Raw genomic sequence first — 18,649 nt, 5'->3', positions numbered from 1 at the left:
CCGGTGTCATTCGCACCATTCATCGAGAACATCGACGATGGTCCTGATGAACTCCGCTGAAGCGAGTTCCTGAGCTTCGGACCCGAATCGAAAGGAGATACGGTCAGACCTAGTCGACTGTTCGATGACCAGCGTCGCGACGGCTTTCGACGGCCATGACTCATAGACCGCCCTTTGTTCATTCCCGAAGAGGACGCGCGTCGTCGACGACTCCATCTCAGGCGCCACCAACAGGTCGATGAGTGGGAGTTGACCACCACCACGAGGCTCTCGCACCATTTGCGCGATCTCTGACAGAGTCACGCGGGAGTGGAGGAGAATCTTTCCGAGTTGGTCATTCGCCCTCTGGATCAGTGAGTCGGGACGAGAGAGGTCGCCCACCAGACCGACAAGTGGCAAGGTATTGACGAAACAGCCGACAGCATTGCGGTATCGATCACCGTTGCGTCCGGAATCAATGACCCCAATCGTGAACGCTGAAGCGCTCCCATGCAGTTGCGCTCCTCGTGCGACCGCGGCGAGCAGTACTACGAAGACCGAGGTGCGAGTCCGCTTTGCGAGGGTCTCCACAGCACTGAGCTTGACCGCAGTCTGAACTCCTAGATTTTGCGACTTCTCCATCGACCGTCGTGGCGTGCTACTTTCCGCACGTTCCCAATCGACGGAATCTGTCCGCGCCTCGCCGCTTCGATGTTCACGAATGTATTCTCTCCAGAACTCGAAGTCGGCTTGACGCTGCGCGGAGCCAGCAGAATCAATCGTATCGACGACGTACTCCGAGAACTGCCCCGGTGGCGTCTCAGATTCGAGTCCGTCATAGGATGCCTCGAGTTGCGTCAGGAAGATGTCCAGTGACTGCGCATCGGCCACTATATGATGAAAAACGAACGTGATCAGGACACCATTGCCGCTCACTTCATACAGATGGCAGCGAATGGGCAATTCGCGATCGAGATCGAACGGCCGCGTCAACTCCGCGCGGAGTTCGTCGTCGGTCGGCATCGCGGCGCTACTCGATCGACTCGGTACGAAGCTCGATACTTCCGTAACGTTCCGAAGAAGCATTTGGCCGTCGAACGTATACTTTGTCCGCAGCGCGTCGTGCATTTGAATCAATCTCAGCATGCACTCCCCGAAACGATCAAAGTCGAGAGTCGCAACCCAAAAAACAGCCGGTATAGAATACGCGCCGGGCTCGTCGTGAAGTTGGTCGCCAAGCCACATCTCGAGTTCCGCCGTCGACGCTGGCGACGGCCCGACCTGAGTTGGTTTCGATGACGGTCGTTGCGCAGGGGGCCGTATGCTGGCGGTTAGATCACGGAATCTGGGCCGCGTGTAGACTTCCCGGGCATCGAGTTGGAGTTCGTACACGCTGGCAAGGCACGAACTGAGCGCGAAAGCCGCAATGGAATCGCCGCCAGACTCGAAAAAGTGGTCTGCGCCTGTTTCAGGTTTTTCCCCTAGCACCGCTTCCCACGCTGAAGCCAGTTCGGCTGCGAATCTCGGCTCATTCGCCAGGATAGTCGTTTCGGAGTTCTCCTTCTCCGACCACCTCGCGAGGGCTTCAAGATCCAGTTTCCCGTTCGCGTTGACCGGCAAATGGTCGAGAACTACAACAGTCTGGGGCATCGATGCTTGCGGAAGGTGACGGACAAGCAGTTCGCGAACGTCCAAAGAGGTCAGATGAGCGTCCCCCGAAACGTAGGCGCGAAGGGCCGAGGGGCTTCCCTCATTCGATACCGCAACCACTCGGGCGGCGGAGACACTGGGGTGACGCATGATGATCTGTTCAATGTTGCCGAGATCGATCCGGACACCGTTCACCTTCACCTCCGAGTCCGCCCGCCCGAGGAAATGAAACCCCTCTCCTTCGATGAACCGCACAATGTCCCCAGTCATGTACGCGCGTTGGCGCCGCTCGCCAGACTCGGAGAGAAACCGTTTCTCAGTCTCAGCCGGCATCCCGAGGTACCCATTTGCGACGCCCGCACCGAGGACTCGGAGTTCGCCCGGCACGCCCTGCGCGACAGGCCGACCTCGACGGTCGACTGCTACCAACCCCGTGTTGTCGATCGGAAGACCGAGCGGCACGACACGGGCTGGATGCTCCGTATCTGCCCGCGTGGCGAATGCGGCGACATCGACGGAGGTCTCGCTCGGCCCGTAAGTGTTGGTCACTTCAGCCTGCACGAGTCGCTTCGTCTCAGCGGAGTAGTCCTCCGGCAGGGCCTCGCCCGCCGAGGTCACGAGCCGGAGGGTCCGGCACAACTTGAAACCTGGCTCGTCGAGAAGCCGGCGAAGAAATGAGGGGACCACCTGAAGGACCGTCACTCGCGACTCGCTCAGCCACTGCGCGACGTAGTCTGGCACCTTTTCGCGACGAGCAGGGAGCACTGCTACTTCTCCCCCGACTCGCAGCGGCGCGATGAATTCCCAGAGAGCGGCATCGAATGACGGGTTTGTCTTGAATCCGACGACATCATGAGTTGTCAGGCCGTGGAAGCGCGTGGCCCAGTTCACGTGGTTCCGCAACCCCGCGGAAGGCACTGCAATCGCTTTCGGCGTGCCTGTCGTGCCCGATGTGAACACAACATAGGCAACATCGGTATCCCTTCCCGGTCCCCGCCGAGGTCCTGATTCGTGCAAAGCGCTAGAACGATGCTGAACTCGGCCGGCCAGGAACTCCTCGATTGTCCAAGCCGTGTAGGAGTGCGGGAAGCGCATGGAGGACTTCTCCACCAGACACAGGTCTGGGTCCAAACGATCTAATGCGTTCGAGTTTTTCTCTGCTGGTCCGTCCGGGTCAAGCAGACAGAATGTTATCGAAGATTCGATAGCCGCTAACACAATTGCTATGAGGTCCACGCTCCTGCCGCTACTAAGCGAGACGACAGCACCCCGTTCGAGGCCGGCCATCCGGAAGTGATGCCGGGCCTGATCGATTCGTCGGACTAGGTCCTTGTAGCGAACCGACAGCCCTTGATGACTGATTGCTATGCTGTCGGGCCGGAGGTCAGCGGCACTGCGGACGGCAGCTATCAGATTTTCTGAGCCGAGGTCTTCCAAACGTCCCCATTGAGTGGCCGCTCTCTCCTCGATCACAACGCTGTCTTCGATCGAGAGTTCGAGGTTATTCACGAGCGCGTCCGCAACGGTGCGGAGCAGCCGAAGGAACGTTTGTGCCTCGACGTCCCGAAGAGATGACTGTCGGAACGACAGCTGGAGCGTCGGAACATCCGAACCTGCAGTCTGTAGCACCTCAAGTCTCATCGGACACATCGGCTCGCTGTTGACCACCGCGACCGGAGCGCTGTCGCACCCCTTGAGCTTCAACAGCGGGGGTACCGAAGCATGGCTGAACATCGCGGTAAAGAGCGCGCCAGATTCGCCCCACTGACCCGGGAGGGCTCCGCGGCGCTCTTGAGCGACTAGGTGCGCATACGCGACGCGCTTGTACTCGGCGCCGGTTAAAAGCTCGGCACGGGTATGACGCAGGACGTCTTTGAGCAACGTGTCCGGTGTGAAAGTGAAGCGAGCAAGCAGCGTATTGACGTTGACCCCGTCAATCGGGTCATTGACTTCCCGGAGAGACACAGGGTATGCCACTGTGAAATCATCGACGCTGAGCATCTTGTGAATCGCGATCGCATACGCGGAAAACCAAAACATGAACGGCGATACCGCGGCTGAGTTGCACAGCTCGCGCATGTCCTGCCACCGTGCTTCTGTCGGTGACCACTCCAGAAACGATGAAGAAGGGTCGCTGAGCTCCGAGCCGAATCCGGCAAAGGACACTGTGGAGGCGCCCGCCAAGTGCTCTGTCCAGTAGATCAGGCCTTCCTCATCCTCCGCTGAACTACGTCGGTCAGGAGGTTCGGATGCAGCTGAGCGGGACGCACCATCCCCAAGGGGTGTCGATAGGGCTACGGGCTGCGTCTGAAGCGCACTGCCGGGAGGACCGACGGCCCCTGACCCAACAGCAGCGCGTTCGTCAACCGGTACAGCGTCTATGCGGTTGTACTCCGCAGACAGAAAGGCAAAGAATTGGCGTGCCGAATCAGCGTCACAAGCAATGTGGTGAATAGTGACCGAGAACACGTGATCCCCAGGACTGAGAGCGAACACCTTGGCCCGTATTGGCGGGGCCGACTCAAGGAGGAAGGGAGCCGACACCTCGGCACTGATCTCGAGGTTAACGTGTTCGATATCCTCACTGTCCGCCCATACAAACACAGGCGCGAGCCATGATCGATTCTCTTTCATGAGTGCGGTGCCCCGGAGCCCGTATACCGAAGTCAGCGCCGGGAAGGAAAGAAGGGCTCGACCGTAAGCTTCACGCAGACGTCCAGCATCGAACGACCCCAGAATGCGCCATGCATACGGGATGTTGTAGCCGGAGCCCCCGGTGGCCAATTTGTCAGCAGTCCAGATATTTTCTTCTTGTGGAGTCGCAAGTGTCCACATTTGGTGTTCTCCTTATCGTCAAAGGTGAGAAAAGCTGACCGTTGGCAGTGCTAGCTGTATCAGCTGTTGCGCATACCAAGGAGCATTTCTGTAACCGTTCCCTGAGAAGCCGTAACCGGCGGCAATACCGGGCCTGATGCTTCTGAGGATCGGGGAGTTTGCGTAGAATTCACGGTAACTCTCCACCCGCGATAAACCTGAATCGAACGACCCGAGTAGTTCCGAGGAGTACTCTAGTAATGGCAAGATGTCGTCAAGCTCAAAGCTTGAGTGGCTTCGATCGACCTGTGCGCGAGCACGAGCAATGTAGTTGAATTTGTGGCCCCAATCGTCGATCGGCGCAAAGAAGGAGAGCGCCGCTCCCTGATCGAGGTATCGCATGCCGGTGGGTTGTTCCTTCACCGGAGCGTCGCTTTGAGGTCGGTGTCTCCAACCCAGCACAACTCGGCGTGGAACGGCTTCCAGTAGAGCGTCGTCACTAGGAATGCGCGCACCCGTCATCGCAGGAGCCCCTCCGGTACAGAATATGACCGCTCCTGTAACCACGGAGCCAGTCGTCGTATCGACTCGGAAGCGACCGTTGTCAGCAGCCACGCTGAGCACCGCTGTCTCAGCAGCGAGGACCGCCCCTCGCACGACCGCCAAGCGAATCGCCTCAGTTACAGCCGCCGGCGTGCGGATCACACCACCACTGGTGTCGCTGATCACGGTTAGGCCATCGGTGACAGACAGATCCGGCCAGCGGTCCACCGCATCTTCTCGGGCGAGAACATCGACCCGGCTCGAGGTTCGAGCCATCTGCAAGAAGGCATCAATGCGCTCGTCACCCTCGTGCCCCACCGTTAAGATCGGAGTCTCAGTGAACACAGGGCCACGTACTTCCGCCGACAACTCGCGCCAGATGTCCCGAGAGTAATCGAGTTCAAACGGTGCTTGCCCCGGGAAACGGCTGCGGAAGATTCGACTGTCTCCGCCGTTCGATGCGTTGTGCCTGCTATCGAGACGCGTTTGCTCTAAACCAACACAGGGGACTCCCTCACGGGCGAGCGCTAACAGAACTTGGGATCCAAGCACCCCTAAACCCACGACGGCGACGTCAAACAAGAGCGTCTGTGTCGTACCGCGCGCGGACCCAGGAGTCGGAGAAGATCGTGTCCAGGTAAGGAAGCCCACGATCCGGCGCGATGATGACCCGCTTCCGGCGCCCTTCATCCTCTCTGAGAGTGGCGGCCAAGGAAACCGCCCCTGCTGACCCACCGACGAAAAGCCCCTCGTACTGCGCGAGACGACGACATTCGCGGACAATATCTGTTTCTGCCACCATGACAACCTCGTCAACTCGGTGAGAAAACCTGTCGACGAGGGCGCTCCGCAGAGAGGATCCCATTCCAGGGATATGGCGCGGTCCCGCGGACCCACCGAAAATTTCGGATCCGATCACGTCGACGGCCACCAGCTTGATGTGCCGATCGTGACCGATGAGCCCCTTCGCGATACCAGCGAGTGTTCCACCTGTTCCGACAGCCACAACAATCTCTTCCACATCCGGAACGGCATCGACGATCTCTTTGAAGGTGCCTTCGGAGTGTGCCCGTACGGGCGACATGTTCGTGTATTGGTCAGGCCACCAACAGTCGCTTCGAGTCCGCACGATTTCCCGAACTCGATCGCGGCGCCTCTCCAGCGCACTCTTCCCCCGTCCGTCCTCGGCAGGCAGGAGCTCCACCTGCTCGCACAGCAAGGAGAGAAGGCGAAGGGTGGTGCTGTTGACATGGCCGTCCAGGACAGGAATGAACTTGATTCCCATCTGCGAGCACATGAGCGCGCATGCGACAGCGAAGTTCCCTGAGGACGCTTCGATTACCGTGCCCCCCTCCATCAGAGCGCCGGAGGCAATACCGTCCTCTAGTACGGCCAGGACCGACCGGTCCTTCGTGGAACCCGAGTAAGGCAGCTGGAACTCACATTTGACCAGCGAATCTCCGAGGGGTCGCAACGGCGTGTCGCGCACCACCGCTGCGATGCTCGATAGAACCTCTGAGCAGTGCGAAGTCATCTACTTCACCTTCATTGAACCGTCGTAAGCGATCAACTCGCCGACCTCGATGACTTGGACCAATTCTGCGAACGTCTTGTGGTTCATCGCTTCCCCATAGATTGCAGCGACCGCGGCCCGCGAACCGAGTCGCGAGTCTAGTTCCTCACCCGGGCGAGCCGTCATTTTCAGGGAGGCAACGCCGGGCAGCTCTCGCAAGGATTCCCGGTCGACGGACTTCAAACGAGTACGTCCCAGGGGTGGGTTGACCACGTATGCGTACGCGACCTTCCGCGAGACTCCGCGTGACTGCTCCTGCCCTTTCAACGCCGCGAAGAAGGCGTCTAACGCCGAGTTCCCGAACGCGGAGGCCATGCACCAATCGCCCCAAGCCCCTAAACGGCCATTGACCTCAATCACGCGAGGACCGTCGACGGTAAGCTTCATTTCGACGCAGCCGATCCCATTTTCAATCGATAGCGCTCGAACCGCGTCGTGAGCGACCGTGACCGCCTCTTCAGCATCGTGCTCGTCAAGTGTCCACGGAGCGAAAGCACCGCGCTCTCGAAACGGCGGGTCTAACCGCAGCTTGCCGAGCATGGTCAACGTCGTCGTCGTCCCTCCGATGCTGGCAACGTCTACCGCGACGTAATCGCCCCATGGCGACGGTGTCGGCCGGCCAATCAGTTCAGACTCCGCGATGAAACCTTCCCCTACGCTTGAGACGTCCGGGTGAAGAAGATCAAGGGTCACCGCCTTCAACTCAGCAACGTTGCCGACGCGGAACGTTCCCCGGCTGCCACCTCCGACAGCTGGCTTTACGACGAATGGGAACCCCAAACGATCCGGGACACGAGCGAGCTCTTCTGCATCGGTGACCCGTACGAAAGCCGGACAAGGGACACCTGCCAGAGCCAGTCGTTCACGCTGCGCTGTCTTGTCCACGATGGATGGAATGTCTTGTTCGGCGGTATGACGAATACCCAGGACGGCAGCCGCTCGAGCCGTCCAAGCAATCAGTTCTTCCGAGAACGTGACCATTGCGGAAGACCCTCTTAAATGAGGCGCGACAGCGAGAACATCCGAGGGTGATTTCGCAACGTACGTCGGAAAGAGGTCCGCAAGTACCGGAAGCATCACCGTGCCGTGCTCCGTCTCAGGAACCACCACGGATACACGAACATCATTCCGTTTTGCCGCGAGATAAAGGTCACGCGGAGCCATGCTGCCCCAACCATACACGACCGAAATAGACATAGTCATACAATTCTCCCCAATCCTGAATGCTTCAGTAAACGCTCATAACTGGTCGACGATCAGACGCGCAACACGCCGCGGTGACGCAGACTCGATTAGGTTGATCGCCGAGACGCGAACCTTGTATTCGCTTCGGACCCAACCGAGGACTCGAGTGAGCAGGAGCGAGTCGCCACCCAGCGCGAAGAGGTCGTCATCGGGAGAGACGTCGCCGGCGCTGAGAAGCGACCGGTACTGTTCAGTGACTGCTGCCTCGATCTCCGCGATGCTTGGAGTCTCATCCATCGAAAGCAACCTTCCCGTTGGTGGTGATGCCTTGCTCGACGATTTTCACGGAACTGGGAACGAATTGTGCTGGGAGGTGCGCGCGGACGTACTGAATGACGGCCCGCGCATCGACATGTTCGCCTTTGCGGAGGGAGACGTCGACGTGCAGAAGATTTTCCAAACTGTCGTCGTTCCGAGCCATTGCTCTGCAACTACGTACACCCGGCATTCCCGCTAAGCAGGCTTCCAATTCCCCGAGTTCGATGCGGAATCCTCGGATCTGAACCTGGCGGTCACCCCTGCCTACGTGGTAGAAAACCCCGGCATCGGAGTACGAGAGGTCACCCGTTTTGAGGTGACGGCTTCCTTCAGCGTCGGTGACGAAGCGCGCGCGTGTCACGTCAGGGAGGCCGAGGTACTCTGTCGCGAGGCCTTTTCCCGATACCCACAATTCACCGACGATCCGATCTGGCAAGAGCCGTCCTTCGGTATCCCGGATACTCACTTCGAGGTGATCCAGGGCCTTACCAATTGAGGTACCACCGAGAGGACCAGATGGTGCCGGCGCGATGCTGTCGGTCACATGTACCGTGCTCTCCGTGATTCCGTACATATTGTGGATCTCGAGGTCGGCGCTTCCGGAGTAGGAAAGGAAAGAAGTCACATCGTCGATATTTACCGGCTCCCCGCCCAGATACATCCGCCGCACATCGGCGAGGCGAGCGTCCGCCTCCACGAGCATCCCCAGCAACGTCGGGGTGGCGGAGAGGTGAGTAACCTTTGCGGCCGTGAGGAATTCAGCCAACTCCCACGGGTCCCGAGTCAAAAGGGAATCTACAAGAAGCAGTTCGTGTCCCCCGGCCCACGCACCCCACATCTCCCAAATACTGAAGTCGAACGCAAAAGAATGCACACTCGACCACACCGATTTTGGACGACCGTGCTCACGTATATCCGTTGTCGCGCCAAGAAGGCTGCAAACAGCCCGATTGGATACCACGACACCCTTCGGCCGCCCCGTCGATCCTGAGGTGTAAATAACATAGGCCGAACCGTCAGGAAGTCTCCGGTCCAGCACGGGCGCGGCACTCGCAACCGTCAGTCCGTCGAGCGTCAACCAAGCACCAGAGTCCTGGAGAACGTAGTTCTGACGCTCGGCAGGATAGGTCTTATCAACAGGAACGTAAGGCCGGCCAGACAGCACACAGGCGAGTATGTTGACAGCAGACTCCGCGTCGCGGCTCACCAGGATGTTGACCGGTGAGCCAGGCGGCGCGAACTGTATCTTCACCTGAACAGCCTCCGCCGCGGCAAACAGCTGAAGATAGCTAAAGGCCTCCGTACTAGTTCGGAGCGCAACCTGGTCCGGGAAATGATCAACCGCGTGCCTGAAAACTGCTGCCAGGCTGTCGGCGATCAAAGGGAACTCCCCATCGTGCGGAGAAGAGCTGCCCCCGCTGCGTGCATTTTCATTTCCGCCTGCTTTCCAATTGAGTAGCTGAACCGCTCCATGACCGCAGCGCTCACTTCCTCACCGCGACGCGCGGGAAGGTCATGGAGAACCAAACTCGCCTTAGTGCTCCATACAAGCTGATCGTTGATCTGAAACGGCACGAACGCTTGCTGCCAGCCAAAAGGCTTCGGCTCCGCACCTGTCGTGTTCCACTGGGTGGTGTAGAGAACATCGAAGTGTCTTCCCTCCACCGCATCCATCGCAGACTCGACTCGAATGTTAGGAGTACTGTCGGCGATCGCGCGATATGGCGCTGACAACGAGTACCCGTCTGGGCAAGCGACGGTGAGACGAAGTTCAGGCAGAAGAGCAGCCGCTGCTATAAGACCGTGAGTCGTGCTGTTGCTCTCACCCACGTACAGGAGGTCTACATCGAGCCCCCCACAAATCAACTCGATCGTCGCGAGGTCGGCAACAGTCTGCGTTGGATGCTCATCTGAGGACATCGCGTTTATCACTGATAGTGAGGAGCGCGAGCAAAGGTCCCCGAGCTCTGCCGTCGACAACCCGCTCCTGATCACCAAGACATCCATGTACTTCGAAAGCACGAAGAACGTGTCTTCCCAAGACTCGCCCGTGGCAAGTTGCATGCCCGACGCCGGCATGTCGATCCATTTCGCTTCGAGCCGTGCCGTCGCCGAAGCGAACGAAGCGCGTGTGCGGGTGGAGGTCAGCGTGAAAAGCCCACCTACAACGAGACCGGCCGCCGGCGAGTCGCGCGGGTACCCACTGGCCTCAAGTTTACGGCAAGTGGCTATCAGGGAACGCAGGTCAGCCGCGGAGATCGCGGCGCCCGACAAGTAGTTATGCATCGTTGACCTCATCGTCTGCGCTGCGACGCGCACGTACAACCGCGAGTTCCAGTGCATGGACTGACGGGTTTTGGAAAATGAACTTCGGCCGAATCGGTTTTCCAGCGACAGAAGTCAAAGCGTGGGCGATGCGTAAGATGTCTAGCGACGACGCACCGAGTTCGAACAGGGAATCAGATGAGTCGAGGTCCGTCGTGGGACCCAAGCATTCCGCAAGCGCCTCCCGCGCACGCCGCCGCAGGAGTTCCGATTCTTCGCTCATAGGTGCTCCGTCGTCTCTCTTGTAAGTGAAGTAAGCAGGTCTAAATTTCCGGCGTCAAAAACATCGAAGTGCCCGCCACTTAGGGTCACCGTTTCTTCGAGCCCCAGTCCTGTCCATTCTGTGCCGTACGGGTTGTCAGAAGCGAGTGCAAGCTTCACGCGGACCGCGGAAAGCGAATCGCACTCGTACCGTCGAGCTGCTTGGAAAATCCTCGAATGTGTGGATCGAAGAGCCTTCGCATCCACATTCGCCCCGCTCGCCGGTGTTTCCGACGTACGGTCACCATTTATCATGAGCTGGAACGCCTCGGCAACGCGTCTCTCCGACGCTGTTGGCTGTGCGCGCGGGGACGGCGGGTCTACCAAGATCACGCGGGGCGGAATCGAGGAAGCGTCGCGCCGCGCATACTGTCGTGCTGTCTCGAGCGCAATAAGGGCACCAGCTGACCATCCAACGATTAGGTCTGGGGATACGCCGCGTTCAGTGAGACGCGCGACGTACTGCGCTGCAATTACTTCGACGTCGGTGAGGTCGCTATCGAAGGATTCTTCGGCGTTGACTCCAACGCTATTGAAGTCCGTCCTCAGAGCTTCCGCGAAGCGCCGGTAGCAGTAGGCGGTACCGCCTACCGGGTGTATAAACACCGCGGTCTTCTTCTCCACGGTACCCTGATCTGTGTGCTGACCGAGGATCGACTCGAAGTTGAAGAGGCCTCCGTCTCCATCAGACTCTTGTCTCCGCTGACCTCGACTAGCGACAACGAGAGACGCGAGGCCCGAGGGAGTCGCATTTTGATAGAACCTCGGGATGGAGATCGCTACTCCGTAGTCCTGCTGAATCCGGCTACGGAGACGCACCGCCAGCAGCGACGAACCGCCTAGTTCGAAGAAATCGTCCGACACCGCCACCTGACGTATGCCGAGTTCGGCCTCCCAGATCGCACGGATCTCCTGCTGAACCCTGCTGATCTCCTCGACCGAATCTGCCGCGCCCGCTTCTGAATGAGAGTCAGTTAGTCGGCTCATTCCTTTCGGTACCCCTTCGAGCGACCGAATTCCGCCGCCCAGTGTCTCCAGCTGCCGGACAATCGCGCCGGAATCGAGATCTGGCACGCTGACACCCCAAACGCCTCGTGGCACTGCATAACCATGTCGACTCGTCGTGGCTACCGACATGAACTTCGGGGTTCGTAGCGCAACCCGATCCGCTAGCCCCACCGCAGACCCCTTCACGTCCTGGACCAACCCGTCGAAGGCCGCCAGGTAAAGCGCGCGTAGAATCTCTACCGCTTCCGTCGAAACTGTTTTTTTGTTCACCGCGAGACACATTTGACGGCCCTGAACCGTAACTTCGAGGTTAAATTCTCCTGGGGACTCGTCTAGTCCGCCGTCCGGATCCGCCATCGAACGATCCATATTGCGGAAATTCAAGTAGGCAAAGAGGACGTCTCCCTGTCGCAACCCTGGTTGCTTAGCGAGAATCTTTCCGTAGGGAAATCGACGGTTTGGCCAAACATCGATCTCGGCCTGCCTTACTCGCTGAAGAAGCGAGGACCAGGAAGCATCGGCAACCTCAACCGCGAACGGCACAGTGTTGACGAACAGTCCAAGCACCGATTCAGAGCCCGGTAGTTCAGGCCTTGTGTCGCACACTAGCCCGGATGAAATGCGGTCTGGTTCTCCAGCCAGAACCGCCTGCACCGCGATGTGGGCGGTCAGGAATACCGTCTTCATTGAGACTGATTGTCGCACTGCCAGTGCGCGCAATGGCTCGACGTATTCGGAAAGGTCAAGATAGTTCTGTTCATAACCATCTTCCTCGGACGACCAGCCCTCTGGTGTTCTACTGACAGCAGAGCCTTCACTTGACCGGAGCCAAAAGTCCTGCTGATCGCGGGATTCAGCCGCCTCCCTCTCGAGGGCTACATACTGTGAGAATTTGAAGGCAGGACTCGGCCTCGTCGGAACGATTCCGCGGCGCAGCCTTCTATAATCCTCTAGGATCTCGTTCAAGAGCGCGTGAAGACTCCAGCCCTCTAGAATTGGGTGGTACTCAGTGAACGCGAGGCGCCATTGCAACCTTTCCTGTATCGCGTGAAACCGAATTAAGGGATATTCACCCTCCGCGAATGGCGTGGCCCGCTCAGCGGCAATGTATCGCTTCACCCTGTCTTCGCCGGATTCGGACGACAAAGCCGCTACGGACTCGAAAGTCAGCGGTACTTCCGCGACGTCATGCACGACCTGGATAGGTTCAGAGTAGTCACGCAGATGGATTGAGCTGCGTAACACCTCGTGTCGTTCTACCGCTGCTGCCACGGCGGCGGTCAAGGCCCGTTCGTTCAACGGTTCACTGTCCCGCATCGAGTAGGCGGTTACGTTGTGGTATAGAGCACTGACGGGATCCGCTTGGTTCTCGATGACCATTCCGAGTTGCGTGCTGGTCAGCGGATAAGCATCCACTGCATCGGGCGGAAGGCGCTCTACGTCGGTAGCGAGCAATTGACTAAAGGCCACGTTTGCCGTCACCGCAGATTCGGCGCGGTCGCGGCTGCCGATCTTCGCCGCAATGCCCAGTGGCGTCCTGTGCTGAAAGATATCAACGACTGAAACGTCGTACCCGCTGTGCCGCAGCGCTCCGACGATCGAGACAGCGCTGAGCGAGTCACCGCCGACGTCAAAGAAGTCGTCGGACGGCCCCAATCCTTTCAATCCGAGCGTCGACTCCCAGACTCGGACGATTGACTTCGCAGAAGCGGCGTTCGATCCGGAGCTATCAACTCCTCCCGCGCGTGGGCCTCGACGGGACCTCTTCCGCATCGGCGCCGTCCCAACTGAGCGTCCGATCCCCGATGAGTTGAGGGGTTGAAGAAAATCCTCAACCATACATTTGAGCGCCCGCTCGACATCGTTTGCTACCGTCGTTGCAGCATCTGCCGAGATGACAGAAAGGTCATATTCAATTGAGACCCGGAAGCCGGCACCCTCGACCGCCACACCTTCGGCATGTACCGCTAGAGGGCTTTTGGCGATCTTGGGAGCCACATCGACCGGAGCCCCATCCATTCCATCAAGATGAAGAGGACGCTCTCCTCCCGCGTGCAGCGACACCGTGACCTGTGTGTACGTGCTCGAAGGGTCGGCCGTCCGCCGTTCGCCCTGCACAAACGTCAGGGCAGCTTCGAGATCGGCGTCTATGTTCTCGAGAAGTTGCTCTTGCACCTGCTCACATACGCCCGCGAAAGTGCTACTTTTGCCCGGGTTCAACCTTACGGGAAGAAGATCTACATAATAGCCTACGCTGTTTTCTTTATTGCTCCTACGACTCACCGGCGAGACGAAATGTGCCTCGGTGTTATTCGAGTAGGAAAGAAGGGCTGCGCAAACGGCTCCCCCGATGATCGCCAACGGCCCGACGTGAAACTGCTTGCGAAGCTGCGCGATGCGCGCGTTGTCTTCGGCAGACACTTCGAAAGTTAGTCGACCCGCTGATGCATGAGCCGTTCCATCGCGAGCGAGGCCCCGTGATAGAGGTAGCCAGTTGTCCCCCATGCCCGCCAGAGGCGTGAGCCGTGGTGCAAACAAGACGGGACCACTCTCAGGATCACCACCATCTGCCGCCGCATCCGCAGGTGCGCCCTCAAACGAAGCCTCGAAGGACGAAACGAAAAGTCGGATTGACTCCTCGTCGAAAGCTACATGGTGGAAAGCAAACACAAGAATTGTCTGAGTTCCCGTCTGCACGTGTGTAAGACGGCAAACGTCACCGATTTCAGGGCGAAGTGTCGCCAGCGAATACCCTTCGACAACACGCTTCAGGTCTTTCCCCTCATCCAGGGAAACGAAAAATTGGTAGTTGTCAACTTGAATAGCATCTTCGACGCTTTTCAAGCCATCCGAATGTTCAAGGTCGTATCGCGTCCGGAGGGCCGGGTGCGCCATCTGAGTTTCGAACCAAGCATCCCGGACTCGATCGTGCTCTAGCAATCCTGGAAAGCGGTATACCAGTGGAATCACATATGCTCCGCGCGTCTCCGCTCGCCTGTCCGCAAGGAGTACTTGACGCTCGCGTGATGGCATAGGAAACGTCACTGTTGTCAGAGTCATGCTCTTGCCCCTACTCAGCGCGCGGGGGGAACCCCCGTTGATGCCCCGGTTGCGCCGCTACTGACCGAGTAAAGTTCATTTCCGGGCCCACGTCAACCTCTGGGAGCGAAACATCAAGGCTTTCTCTCCGCCGCCGAGGGGTCGGGCTGATCAGTGTGTCTGTTAGGCGATGCCGCTGGCCTCGAACGCCTGAGCACTGTTTCAGCTTCAGGTGACCGGACGGCGCTGCCCCATCCCTCGCCACTGGGGAAGAAATGCGGGTGCCATAGTCGCCAGAAGGTAGATTGCCGCGAACAGGAGCAGCGCGGAACCCACTCCGGTCAGCGTGACGGAGAAGCCCGCCAGGAGCCCCCCAAGCGGCATCAGTCCCCATGAAACTGCGAGGGTCGTCGCGCTCACTCGACCGACCAAATCCGCGGGGATGCGCTCGAACTGGAGCGCACTCAGGACGGGGTTAAGGAACCCTGCGCCGAAACCAGCCAGCAGAGTAATGCCGATCAAGACAGGAACTGGGAGTCCTAGCGCAAGCGCTACCCAACGCGGCGCCCCAGCTAAAAGGAATCCGATCATATAGATAGTGAAGCGCGGCATTTTCGGCCCCCACCACGTTGCTAGAAGTGCACCTAGCAGTGCAGATCCGCCCATACAGGCACCGAGAACACCAATGATTGCAGCACTGTTCCCACTTTCCTTCGCCCATGTTGGGAGCAGCACGGTTGAGTACCCCTGATTGAGCATATTCGTCACCGCGACGAGGAGGATCACGCCAAGGAGAAGGCGATCCGACCGGAGATAGGCGAAGCCCTCACGCAATTTGCTCCAGTAGGACCCAGTGCTGCCTGACGCCTTGTCACCTGCCCGCGAGGAAGGTGACTTGAGTGAGTTGGTGGCGAAAAGGAGTATCAAAGCGCTGATCAGAAAAGTGGCTGAATTTAGGGCTAGGGCGTCTGCAGCACCGAGGACAGCGACAATTCCGCCGCCGACACCCGCACCGACCAGGCCCGCCAAATTGTCGGTAGTCCCAATGAGGCCAGTAACGCGCTCAGCAGGCAGTTTCGTGCCTCTGATGATGTCCGGAACCATGGCGTGGTGGCCGACGTCTGCCGGGCCTCGCAAAAAGCCGCATGCTGCCACGATGCAAATCACTGCCGGGAAACTGAGGGCATCTGCAGCGTAAAGAACAGGAAACATGGCGATCAAGAGGGCGGATGCGGCATCACACCAGACAGCAACGCGCCTTGGCCCTAGTCGGTCCACCCAGGGGCCGCCGAAGGTCTGCGCCAATACGAGTGGTGCGAGTTCAGCGAATGCGACGATCCCAGTCTTCGAGGCCGATCCCGTACTGGTGAGCACAAGCCAAGGGATAGCAATTTGCGACAGTCGCGTGCCGCTGGCGGAGACTGCGTTCGCGGCGACTAGGCCCCAAAGCGCCTTGTTTCTCACAGGCATCAGGGAAACTCCAAGTGCGCGTTGATCGGGAATGCCTGGAACTGAAAGATCACGGTTTCCGCTTCTGTGTCCTCTTCGTTATCCTCGAGAGCAGCGAGCACGGCAAACACGGCCTCGATAGCTTGTTCAGCCCGCTGAGGCGGAAGGCGGAAACTCCAGTCGCTGATCGTGGAGGCCGATCGCCACGCTGGAGGTAGAAGGCCTCGGTCGTTGATACTGGCTTGCATTCGCTCGTTGTGCAATGCAGCGAGCGCCTGCCAGTACCCATCTGTGACTGTCAACTCTGCATCGAGGTCCTCCCTCCTCCCTCGGGTGTTTGTTTTGGTTCTTGACGCTCGCCACCAACGATCCCGGCCATTACCGAGACTGCTGTCTTCAGCCACGAACCCGTGGTGCGCGAGATGGCGGAGATGGTAGGAAGTCGCTCCTGTATTGATGCCGAAACGGGTTGCGAGGGTGGTTGCTGTCGCCGGTCCCTCTATCCGCAGGTGAGCCAAGATGCGCAGCCGTGTCGGGTGAGAGAGGGCGCGTAAAGCTGCCACGTCCGGGCTGATCGCGTTGCGCTCTGCAGCTGACATGGAAGGAGGCTACATCCGCAAAGGAGTGTTTGCAAAGCAAAGTTGGCGATTCGGTGTGAAACCTTGGTCGCAAGCATGCTGAACCTCGCGGGAGCGCCATCGCCGCCTTCGCTTGTGTGGCATGAACCGGTCTTGCGTGGGTCTAGACAGCGCCAGGCCTACGTAGCACAGTCCTTCTTATGAACACACCGCCGGACGGTCTCACGGCGTTCCTCGCGCTGACCCGGAATCGCGAGATCCCGCGACTCGGTTGGCCGACATCTGTCTTACCGCCCGAAGGGGTCCGAGTAGAAGCGATCGCCGGTAGCTCCGCCGTGACGATTGTCGTCACTCTCGGCAGGCCACATGCGGCCGCCCGACTGGACCTCGACGCACGAGAAGTCAGCATCTCGTCCGCTGGCCACGACGCGCAGCTCCGTCAGCGCCTACGTCGCCTCGCGCTCGAGTTCGTCGCGGACCGTAACGACTATGACCATCGGGGCGGCCTCCCCACGCGTCCCGCTCCCCCAACATTCGACGAGCATGACCCGGGCACGTGGACGTCAATGCAGGAGCTTGCGTCCGTAGTCGAAGGCGATTGGTACCCGCCGGAGCCGCAGGAGCGAAGCCCAGCGGGGTGGGCGGCGTTCTACGAGATGGCGCACCGGTTCAACGACAGGTTTACGACGCAGGATGCCTCGGCCACAGCGCCGCATCTAACCCGACCTCAAGACGTGCGATCGTCACAAGATCCGGCCACGCCTGACCAGCAAGCACCCGCTGGAGGGTGACGTGTCCAATACCGGCATCCGCAGCAACCGCCCGAAGGCTTCGCCCCGCCATCGCATCGCGAACATTCAAGACGAACTGACGAGCGATCTCCCCGAACTGATCCGAGGAAGGCACCTCCGGCCACGGAGCGTCAGCGAGCTCCACCGGCAACGCACGCATCGGACGACCCATACCCAAAGCGTAGAGGGCACGGTCCGTCAGTCCCGGCAACGCCATGGCTGAACCAACCCGTCCGTACCGTCCGCAGCTGCCGGCCAAGGACTGGGACGCCATCGCCCCATACGTGCACGACGTCGTCGCCCGAGCCGAACCCCTCGTCACATACTCTGCGCGGGAACTTTACCCAGCCGTCACGCGCCTGACGCACTTCACCCGCAGCGAGTACGCACCCCTCACCGACGCCGCCGTGTTCGACCCCTACATGGTGAACCGCTTCGTCGTCCATCACCTCGCCGGCTACAACCGTGCCAGCCGGAACACCATCCGCGCCCGCCTCCGACGCGTCTCCGAGGCGCTCCTCGGCGAGGCTGCGGCCGGCAAGTTCAAAGCGCTCGGGAAAGCCGACGCAGTCACGCCATACACAGTCGTCGAGCAAGCAGCTCTCGAAGGGTGGTCTCGGGCACAGACCTCAGATGAGCGACGGACCTCTGCAGCTGCGCTGCTCTCGCTCGGTTTCGGGTCGGGACTCACCGCAGCGGAAATCATCCGGCAACGGGTCGAAGACGTGAAGCAGACCGGGGAGTCACTTGTCGTGCACGCCGACAGCGGTGACGCAGCGCGGGAAGTGCCGGTTTTGACCGAATGGGCTGCGGGCCTTCGCCGCAGTACCGAGCACATGAACGGTCACGGCTGGGCATTCCGGGCCGAGCAACGCGGCAGCAACGTCAACCTCATCACCGACTTCGTCTCCCGCACCGCACCACCGACGGAGATCCAGACGCGAAGAATGCGAGCCACCTGGCTCGTCGGTCACCTCGAAGCTGGCACGCCCTTGAAAACGCTGCTTCGTATCGCCGGGCTGCAATCGGCGGAAGCACTCGACCGTGTGCTGCCGTTCGTGCGCGATCGCTAGAGCTCGCAACCATGCGTTCAGCCGCTTCTGTAGCCATGGCACCAGGTACTCGGCGGCGAGCGG

General features: G+C 59.6%; 11 protein-coding genes. 1 reads left to right on the top strand and 10 read right to left on the bottom strand.

The window, feature by feature from the left end:
• Positions 1-6 precede the first annotated feature (6 nt).
• The 10 genes from EDF33_RS03750 to EDF33_RS03700 form a co-directional block, all read right to left on the bottom strand.
• The gene (locus tag EDF33_RS03750) at positions 7-4,464 is read right to left on the bottom strand and encodes a condensation domain-containing protein (RefSeq protein WP_132099315.1); all 4,458 of its coding nucleotides are present in this window, start codon (positions 4,462-4,464) and stop codon (positions 7-9) included.
• Between the two features lie 18 nt (positions 4,465-4,482).
• A complete protein-coding gene (locus tag EDF33_RS03745; protein ID WP_165901292.1) occupies positions 4,483-5,568 on the bottom strand; it encodes an FAD-dependent oxidoreductase in 1,086 nt (361 codons plus the stop codon).
• The gene (locus tag EDF33_RS03740) at positions 5,561-6,478 is read right to left on the bottom strand and encodes a pyridoxal-phosphate dependent enzyme (RefSeq protein WP_165918703.1); all 918 of its coding nucleotides are present in this window, start codon (positions 6,476-6,478) and stop codon (positions 5,561-5,563) included. Before EDF33_RS03740 ends, EDF33_RS03745 begins: the two co-directional genes overlap by 8 nt.
• A gap of 42 nt (positions 6,479-6,520) precedes the next feature.
• Positions 6,521-7,723, bottom strand: coding sequence for a hypothetical protein (locus tag EDF33_RS03735; RefSeq protein ID WP_165918702.1), 1,203 nt, complete (start codon positions 7,721-7,723; stop codon positions 6,521-6,523).
• Positions 7,724-7,798: 75 nt separating this feature from the next.
• Complete coding sequence (locus EDF33_RS03730; protein WP_131844924.1) at positions 7,799-8,041, bottom strand: acyl carrier protein; 243 nt, start codon at positions 8,039-8,041, stop codon at positions 7,799-7,801.
• Positions 8,034-9,443 (bottom strand): amino acid adenylation domain-containing protein, encoded by a 1,410-nt coding sequence (locus tag EDF33_RS03725; protein ID WP_131844925.1) that lies wholly within the window; start codon positions 9,441-9,443, stop codon positions 8,034-8,036. Before EDF33_RS03725 ends, EDF33_RS03730 begins: the two co-directional genes overlap by 8 nt.
• Positions 9,440-10,348, bottom strand: a complete 909-nt coding sequence (locus EDF33_RS03720) for an ornithine carbamoyltransferase (protein WP_165901295.1) — start codon at positions 10,346-10,348, stop codon at positions 9,440-9,442. Before EDF33_RS03720 ends, EDF33_RS03725 begins: the two co-directional genes overlap by 4 nt.
• Before the next feature lie 258 nt (positions 10,349-10,606).
• Positions 10,607-14,689 carry an alpha/beta fold hydrolase gene (locus EDF33_RS03710; protein ID WP_243649822.1) on the bottom strand — a complete coding sequence of 1,361 codons (4,083 nt, stop codon included), beginning with the start codon at positions 14,687-14,689 and terminating at the stop codon, positions 10,607-10,609.
• Positions 14,690-14,923: 234 nt separating this feature from the next.
• Positions 14,924-16,165, bottom strand: a complete 1,242-nt coding sequence (locus EDF33_RS03705; protein WP_131844929.1) for an MFS transporter — start codon at positions 16,163-16,165, stop codon at positions 14,924-14,926.
• Complete coding sequence (locus EDF33_RS03700) at positions 16,165-16,743, bottom strand: helix-turn-helix domain-containing protein (RefSeq protein WP_131844930.1); 579 nt, start codon at positions 16,741-16,743, stop codon at positions 16,165-16,167. The genes EDF33_RS03705 and EDF33_RS03700 overlap by 1 nt, the downstream gene beginning before the upstream one ends.
• 985 nt (positions 16,744-17,728) lie before the next feature.
• Between EDF33_RS03700 and EDF33_RS03695 the strand changes: the two genes are divergently transcribed.
• A complete protein-coding gene (locus EDF33_RS03695) occupies positions 17,729-18,586 on the top strand; it encodes a hypothetical protein (protein WP_131844931.1) in 858 nt (285 codons plus the stop codon).
• The last annotated feature ends 63 nt before the right edge of the window (positions 18,587-18,649 follow it).

It is taken from the genome of Curtobacterium sp. PhB146 (assembly GCF_004342995.1).
Classification (GTDB): Bacteria; Actinomycetota; Actinomycetes; order Actinomycetales; family Microbacteriaceae; genus Curtobacterium.
This window is presented reverse-complemented; position numbering and strand designations above follow the sequence as displayed.

Excerpts from the sequence above, each read along its gene's own strand:
- EDF33_RS03750 (WP_132099315.1), bottom strand. The coding sequence starts at position 4,464 with ATGTGGACACTTGCGACTCCACAAGAAGAAAATATCTGGACTGCTGAC.
- EDF33_RS03735 (WP_165918702.1), bottom strand. The coding sequence starts at position 7,723 with ATGGCTCCGCGTGACCTTTATCTCGCGGCAAAACGGAATGATGTTCGT.
- EDF33_RS03730 (WP_131844924.1), bottom strand. The coding sequence starts at position 8,041 with ATGGATGAGACTCCAAGCATCGCGGAGATCGAGGCAGCAGTCACTGAA.
- EDF33_RS03720 (WP_165901295.1), bottom strand. The coding sequence starts at position 10,348 with ATGCATAACTACTTGTCGGGCGCCGCGATCTCCGCGGCTGACCTGCGT.
- EDF33_RS03710 (WP_243649822.1), bottom strand. The coding sequence starts at position 14,689 with ATGCCATCACGCGAGCGTCAAGTACTCCTTGCGGACAGGCGAGCGGAG.
- EDF33_RS03705 (WP_131844929.1), bottom strand. The coding sequence starts at position 16,165 with ATGCCTGTGAGAAACAAGGCGCTTTGGGGCCTAGTCGCCGCGAACGCA.
- EDF33_RS03700 (WP_131844930.1), bottom strand. The coding sequence starts at position 16,743 with ATGTCAGCTGCAGAGCGCAACGCGATCAGCCCGGACGTGGCAGCTTTA.
- EDF33_RS03695 (WP_131844931.1), top strand. The coding sequence starts at position 17,729 with ATGGCTGAACCAACCCGTCCGTACCGTCCGCAGCTGCCGGCCAAGGAC.